We start from the raw sequence: 6,184 nt of genomic DNA, 5'->3' as shown, positions 1-6,184 counted from the left end.
CGGATCGCCGGCGTCGAGGGGACGTCTCGAGCGGTTGATGATCGTTACCCTGGTTGAGCAGCAGCAGCGGATCCGGATCGCCGGCACTGCGGCGACGTCTCGAGCGTCTGCCGATCGTTGCCCAGGCAGAGCTGCAGCAGCGGTTCAGAATCGCCGGCGCCGCGTCGACGTCACGTGTGGCTGCCGATCGTCGCCCAGGCTAAGCAGCAGCAGCAGATCCGGATCACCGGCGTCGTGGGGACGTCACGAGCGTTTGCCGATCGTTGCCCTGGTTGAGCAGCTGCAGCAGATCTGGAGCGCCGGTGTCGAGGGGACGTCTCGAGCGTCAGCCTACCGTTGCCCAGGCAGAGCTGAAGCAGCGGTTCAGAATCGCCGGCGCCGCGCCGACGTCTCGGGCGTCGGCCGATCGTCGCCCAGACCTGATACTCATACAACAAAATCGACGAATTCAGGTGTTCGCAACATCCCCGCCCTTGTCCAATTCCGGAACCTAACTCGTGCATTGATCCTTGGATCAAGAAAAACAAAATCTTGATCCTCGCGAGTGATAAGGCCCTGAGCTTTACTATAAAATGCTCTACGGTGATTTTCAGGGACCAAAGTTGAATACTCCAAAAAGCCAACATATCGCCCATGTTTAGACAACAGCCATCCGAATTGATTTTTCCGGTAACCAGAGATTTGGACTATATCATAAGCATAATTAATTATTTTTATCCAGCTCGATGAGCGACGGCCGACGTATTTGCTCGTTTTACGCTTGGCGACTATGCCCTCGAGTTGTTTTTCTCGGATTACATCAAACAGGGCAATTCCCGTGCCTGGAACGCTCATCACGTTGCTAAAATATTGGTTCGGCTTCAGAACTTGCTGCAGAATCTGTTTACGCTCCGTAAGTGGCAATGCTCGCAGGTCACGGCCACGATATCTCAAGATATCGAACACGTAATAATGTACCGGCTGCTGGATCATCGCTTGTCTAATGGCAATGTCCTTTTGCATTTTTGACCGTTGCTGGATGAGCCCAAAATCAATCGTTCCTGTCTCCTGGTCGAGACAAGCTACTTCTCCGTCTAACACGAGATCAGTAGTATCGTCAATCGGAACATCATGCAGCTCTGGGTATTGGCTCGTAACATCATTATGATGACGAGTAAAAAGACGGACCTTCCCGTCCATAGAAAGGATGTTTCGGTGCCCGTCGATTTTTGGTTCGTATAGAAAACGTTCATCGTCAAATGGAGACTCACGTTTTTCAAGTAACATTGGCTCAAAAAACATAGAAAATTCCCGCCTTTCTTGTCCTTAATTTTAGCATCGGACAATAAGGCAGGAACCCGGTAATTTTTTGCATCTGAGCAGCTGCAACGGATCTGGAGCGCCGGCGTCGAGGGGATTTCTCGAGAGCAGGCGTCTGAGTTGTCGTCAATAATACGTGGATCGTAGATGATTTATGGTTGCAGTGCTTTAGGGATTTGGATTAAATAGCTCTCGAATTAGATTATGTGCCCGACTGATTTCAGACGGTTCCTTACCATTCAATAACCCTAATATTTTGATGATTGTATCATCGTGCTGATTGCCTATCAAAAGCATGCTAAAAAGATCAGTTTGTAAAGCACGGGCAATACGATCTAGCGTCTCAAGCGTTGGATTACGTTCCCCACGTTCAATTGAGCCAATATACGTATAAGAACTGCCAGTTTGCTCCGCCACTTGTTCTTGAGTTAAGTTTCGGCTTATTCGGCATTCACGAATCGCCCTGCCAATGCGTTCCCTGGTTGATTTACTCATTGCAAAAGCACCTCTACTCTTGAGTGTAGACAAGAGTAAACATTTTAGGCACATCATTAAAAGATACATTTTCTAATTAATATGAATCTGTTAATGTATGGTTAGAACTATGGCTTAAGTTCCGAAGACCATGAGGAGGCCATTGCATTGGATAAAGATGAGCTCTCTTGCTATAGGGTTGAATATGAACAATTTTCTTTAAGGTTGGGATATTATACACGAGGATCAGTAGTAAAGGATAAAACCGGGGAAGTTGAGCGGAAGTGGGATTTCTTAGCTTTTGGGGCTTTGATTCTTATCTATCTTTTTTTTGGCTTATACGCTCTAATCTCAGTTTCGGGTATTTTTTATTACGCGTATATTTTTTTGGATTTTGCTATTTAGCTGCATCCAAGCTCGATCGGAGCTGTCTTGTTCGCCGTCCTGGTCGAACTGGAGAAGCGGATCCGGAGCACCGGTACCGAAGCAACGTCGCGCCGCCGGCGATCAACGATCGGCATCGAGGATCCGCTGAAATCCGAATCGATTGGTGCCGTCGCGATCGCGTTTCGCACGCCGGCGGCCCGTTGGCCTGGGCGAGGAGCCGCACCTGCAGATCCGGATGAACGGCACTGAAGCGTCGTCTCGCGCCCTGGCCGCCAATCGACCTGGCCAAGCTGAAGCATCGGATCCGGATAGCCGCCAACTTGGCCATGTGGACCCCAGAAAAGCGCTGATGATCGGGATTCAAAATAAATAAAAAAAATGTCGAAAAATGTTGCAACCATTTTGATTCCCAGTTGTGTATACAGTGAGACATTTTTCAGAATGGCCAATTTCTGAGCGTGGCGTGACGGCGAGCCGGTCTATCCGGACAAGCCAGGAGATCTGGTGCTCGGTAAATCAATAGAGATCGCATGAATCGGAATATTCAAAAGTTACTGCAGGGTCGTCGTTCGCTGGCCAACTATAAGTAGAGACATCGCCAGGGAGATGAACGGCTCGGGGTTTTGAATAATAGAGGATCGATCGATGTAGTGGAAAGCGTGGGAGTAGGGGAGTTTAAGTAGAAAATGTTCATTCGGATTAAAGAAAAAAAACTACTCAGGGTGAGTAGTTTTTTCCGAACGTTTTGTTGAGGGGGCTTTTTTTCTGACTGGTGGGGAATCATCATCTTTCCTAGTGGCCTTTGTTTCTGTGCTGACAGGTATACGTGTGTACCATTCATCTATGTTGTAAGGGCTTACTCCTAAGAATTTAGCGATGCGAAGAGCTGTCGTTACTCCAGGATCTACTATCCCGTATTCAATGTTCTGGTAGTGTCGCCTGGAGATCTCAAGAGCTTCCGCAATCTCATCTTGGGTAATTTTTGCTCTCTTACGAGCCTTTTTCAACTTCAATGAGCCCCAACCCCCGAACATCTATAATATTCAATCATATAAAACTCTTCAAATTCCAACGACGAACGATAATGCGCATTTAGTGATCTCTAAATCAAAAATCAGTGGTAAATTAAGCAATAAAATTCCTTTGTGAGTAAATTATACGGGGGAAATGATCGGAAAACCATGGAATAACCCCCTAGAAATTTACTTCACATGTCGAATGATGGAAGAATAATTCGTTCGAGGGCACAAAAAAATGGTTGCGAGGAATTCGCAACCAAGTCTATAATAAGTTTAACCAATTAAATAGTTCGACCCCATGCTCTTAACCCGGTCACCAACCGAGAGCAAGGGGCCACAGTGTGTTACATGAAGCGTTGAAAGTAAAGCCACTGACAAAGGATCTATTGATTTAAGTATAACTATTTCAATCGCTTTCCGCAAGCGTTTGAGCAAGAAATTTTCTGGAAACCAACCCAGTTCACATTTCTTGCACTAGTTGTACATAGGACAATATACCTGCGTTCTGTCAGTGGCAGTGAAGGGGCTAAAATGCCCGTTCACTGCCACTTTTTATATACATAAAAGGACAGAAGAAAACCCCAGATTGGCAGTCTGGGGCGAGATTTACATCATTGGGAAAATCAGCAACACCATCAGCAACACCCTCATCTGAGCATTGGCGTGCTTGATGGGGGACCGCGCAAGGCTTTGGCGAGCCGCGCCGGGAAACTAAAATGGTTTTTGATACCTAGAACCTCATTCGAAAAAAATGAGTCGTTCGTAGGGCTCTTAATTTTTGCCATTTTTAGTTACTCCCATTATACCAACGGAGATTTCCCTATTCAAGAGTTTTAGATAGGGATCGTCTTCCAATTTTGATGCGGAGGCAATGAAGATGCTAACGGCAGTAGCGACACAATTTGCACCAACCCCCTGGCAAGTTCAGTTCCGACGAAACCCAGAAGTGAAGCTCCATAGAGAGCTGCTAAAGTACATATATGAGAACCATCTATCAGAAAGAACCATGCCGAACATCAATCGTGAATTCGTTCCTCAAAACGACTACGGCTGGACCGCTCTCGCTTTTGACGCCGGAGCCATGCAATTGATACCTGCCCACGCAAGAAGCATGCCAAGTCTCTTAAAGAAAATTGAGAAGTATAATTATCAGTATTACCGCCCAAACCTTTCTTACACCTCGAAAAGTCATAAAAAACGGCAACTGCGTTGGTTGGTTGCTTTAATCTTCGATTTTGATGCCGAAAATCTTCGGCAGCTGCGAATCCATTCGTCCGAGCAGCTGGTAGAGTACGTGGAGAGCTTTGGCTACATAGTGTGTGGAGTCGTCCGTACATCGAGCGGATTCCACGTGTATTTGCCGATGCAACCACTGCGAGGGGAATGGAATGGACAAAGAACAATTCAGCGGTATGATCTTGTGTTAAAACGTATGGCCAAACAACTCGGATCCGACCCGCGCGCAGCAACCGCAGAGCATTATTTCAGGACACCACAGGCTGAAAACGTGGTGTACTTCAGGCATGCTGAAAAGCCTCATTTTGATTTCTATGAAGAACAAATGGGGGGGGCGACGGAGAAAGCGGCTGCAGAAGGATCCATTTCATTTGGCAGGCTGATGAGTCAGGCAGCTATGCTAAAAATGCTCTCCGGAGAGTTCGATCCTAATGCTGTCGTAGTCAATCCAGTAACCAATGAGTCGAGGTCCATTGGACGTAACAACGCAGCATTCACGTTAGCCCTTGGCATGAAAGCAGATGGGTGGACAGAGCAACAGGCAACAGACGAATTGAAAGCCTGGTATTGTCATCGCATTAGCCGGTACGGATTCAATTGGTCTGAAGTGGTGAATGCGATTAAGCATGCATTCAGCAATGATTACAAGGGCCCGTCGCCGTTGTATGTCTACGCTTTTACAGGATTAAAGCTACGGCCACTATCGAAGAAGAAAACGAAAGAGGAACGTGTGCGCCAGCCTTTTAAGGAAACTGAAGATCTGCTGATCTCTTATCTCCAGCGGTACTATCAAGAGATGGAGAAGGATTTGGTTATGTCACAAACTAAACTGGCATCGGCTCTTGGCGTTAAGATCCGATCGCTTCAGCATGTACTGAAGGATCTGAAAGAGCGCGGCATGTTGGACGTACATACAAAAAGAGAAGGGCGCTCAAATGTTTCGATTTATTTTTTAGATCAAACACTTTTGCCAGAAATGCACGGAGTCGCTGAAACCGTCTTAGAGAGCGCTAATTTAGACGGTACAGCTACTTCGACACATCAGCCAGAAGCTAACCAAGAGCCTCAGAGAGAGCCAAGTGAGGAGTTAAGCGCAAAGCCCCAAATTCACCCCGCAATCTCGGTTACCTATTTTTTAGCTATTGGTCATCTGCGCATTGGATCTCGTCGTAGTTTCTCTGCTGCTCCCGGTTATTATTCATGCTTTGAAGAAAGAATGAATCCGGATCATGGTTACGGCGGTGGGGGGAATGGCCCCCCGGGAGGAGCTTATCCCCAGGTCTCTCGAATTGAGCTTTAGTTGAGTGTTAAAGACGTAGTTTCTCTGCTGCTGTGGGATTATTCGTGCTTTGAAGAAAGAATGAATCCGATTATGGTTGTGCTGGTGGGGGGAATGGCCCCCCGGGAGGAGCTTATCCCCAAGTTGGCCAGCCGGCAGCCGCGACGTCGGCGATCGATACAAACCTGCAGCAGCTCCTCCAGGTGCGCCGATCGTTGGCCAGCCGGCGGCCGCGACGTCGGCGATCGATACAAACCTGCAACAGCTCTTCCAGGTGCGCCGATCGTTGGCCAGCCGGCAGCCGCGACGTCGGCGATCGATACAAACCTGCAGCAGCTCTTCCAGGTGCGCCGATCGTTGTCCAGCCGGCAGCCGCGACGTCGCCGAAGATACGAGCTGCAGCTGCTTCTCCAGGTGCGCCGATCGTTGTCCAGCCGGCAGCCGCGACGTCGCCGATCGTTACGAACTGCAGTTGCTCTTTCTGGTGCAC

At 48.1% G+C, this 6,184-nt stretch carries 7 protein-coding genes; 2 read left to right on the top strand and 5 right to left on the bottom strand.

Annotated elements, in window-relative coordinates; translation table 11 throughout:
• Window positions 1-426: 426 nt before the first annotated feature.
• Both ACFPOF_RS09360 and ACFPOF_RS09355 read right to left on the bottom strand, forming a co-directional pair.
• The gene (locus ACFPOF_RS09360) at window positions 427-1,281 is read right to left on the bottom strand and encodes an ATP-dependent DNA ligase (protein ID WP_378131866.1); all 855 of its coding nucleotides are present in this window, start codon (window positions 1,279-1,281) and stop codon (window positions 427-429) included.
• A 186-nt stretch (window positions 1,282-1,467) separates the two neighbouring features.
• Window positions 1,468-1,794 (bottom strand): helix-turn-helix domain-containing protein, encoded by a 327-nt coding sequence (locus ACFPOF_RS09355; protein ID WP_378131864.1) that lies wholly within the window; start codon window positions 1,792-1,794, stop codon window positions 1,468-1,470.
• A gap of 147 nt (window positions 1,795-1,941) precedes the next feature.
• On the opposite strand from ACFPOF_RS09355, the gene ACFPOF_RS09350 reads away from it, so the two are divergent.
• Window positions 1,942-2,178: a hypothetical protein gene (locus ACFPOF_RS09350; protein WP_378131862.1), complete on the top strand. Its 237-nt coding sequence runs from the start codon at window positions 1,942-1,944 to the stop codon at window positions 2,176-2,178.
• Here the strand turns inward: ACFPOF_RS09350 and ACFPOF_RS09345 are convergent.
• Window positions 2,175-2,561: a hypothetical protein gene (locus ACFPOF_RS09345; protein ID WP_378131860.1), complete on the bottom strand. Its 387-nt coding sequence runs from the start codon at window positions 2,559-2,561 to the stop codon at window positions 2,175-2,177. The two genes, ACFPOF_RS09350 and ACFPOF_RS09345, sit on opposite strands and share 4 nt — an antisense overlap.
• Window positions 2,562-2,873: 312 nt before the next feature.
• Entirely contained in the window at window positions 2,874-3,173 is a 300-nt protein-coding gene (locus ACFPOF_RS09340; RefSeq protein ID WP_378131858.1) for a helix-turn-helix transcriptional regulator, read from the bottom strand.
• An 883-nt stretch (window positions 3,174-4,056) separates the two neighbouring features.
• Between ACFPOF_RS09340 and ACFPOF_RS09335 the strand changes: the two genes are divergently transcribed.
• Window positions 4,057-5,715, top strand: a complete 1,659-nt coding sequence (locus ACFPOF_RS09335) for a hypothetical protein (RefSeq protein WP_378131856.1) — start codon at window positions 4,057-4,059, stop codon at window positions 5,713-5,715.
• A 112-nt stretch (window positions 5,716-5,827) separates the two neighbouring features.
• Here the strand turns inward: ACFPOF_RS09335 and ACFPOF_RS09330 are convergent, their stop codons facing one another.
• Window positions 5,828-6,184, bottom strand: coding sequence for a hypothetical protein (locus ACFPOF_RS09330; RefSeq protein WP_378131855.1), 357 nt, complete (start codon window positions 6,182-6,184; stop codon window positions 5,828-5,830).

It is taken from the genome of Cohnella soli (assembly GCF_042655525.1).
Classification (GTDB): Bacteria; Bacillota; Bacilli; order Paenibacillales; family Paenibacillaceae; genus Cohnella; species Cohnella soli.
The sequence above is the reverse complement of the archived record's forward strand: the minus strand, read 5'-3'. Positions and strand labels throughout refer to the sequence as shown.

Coding starts and splice junctions, on each gene's coding strand:
- ACFPOF_RS09360 (WP_378131866.1), bottom strand. CDS start 1,281: ATGTTTTTTGAGCCAATGTTACTTGAAAAACGTGAGTCTCCATTTGAC.
- ACFPOF_RS09355 (WP_378131864.1), bottom strand. CDS start 1,794: ATGAGTAAATCAACCAGGGAACGCATTGGCAGGGCGATTCGTGAATGC.
- ACFPOF_RS09345 (WP_378131860.1), bottom strand. CDS start 2,561: ATGGTTGCAACATTTTTCGACATTTTTTTTATTTATTTTGAATCCCGA.
- ACFPOF_RS09335 (WP_378131856.1), top strand. CDS start 4,057: ATGCTAACGGCAGTAGCGACACAATTTGCACCAACCCCCTGGCAAGTT.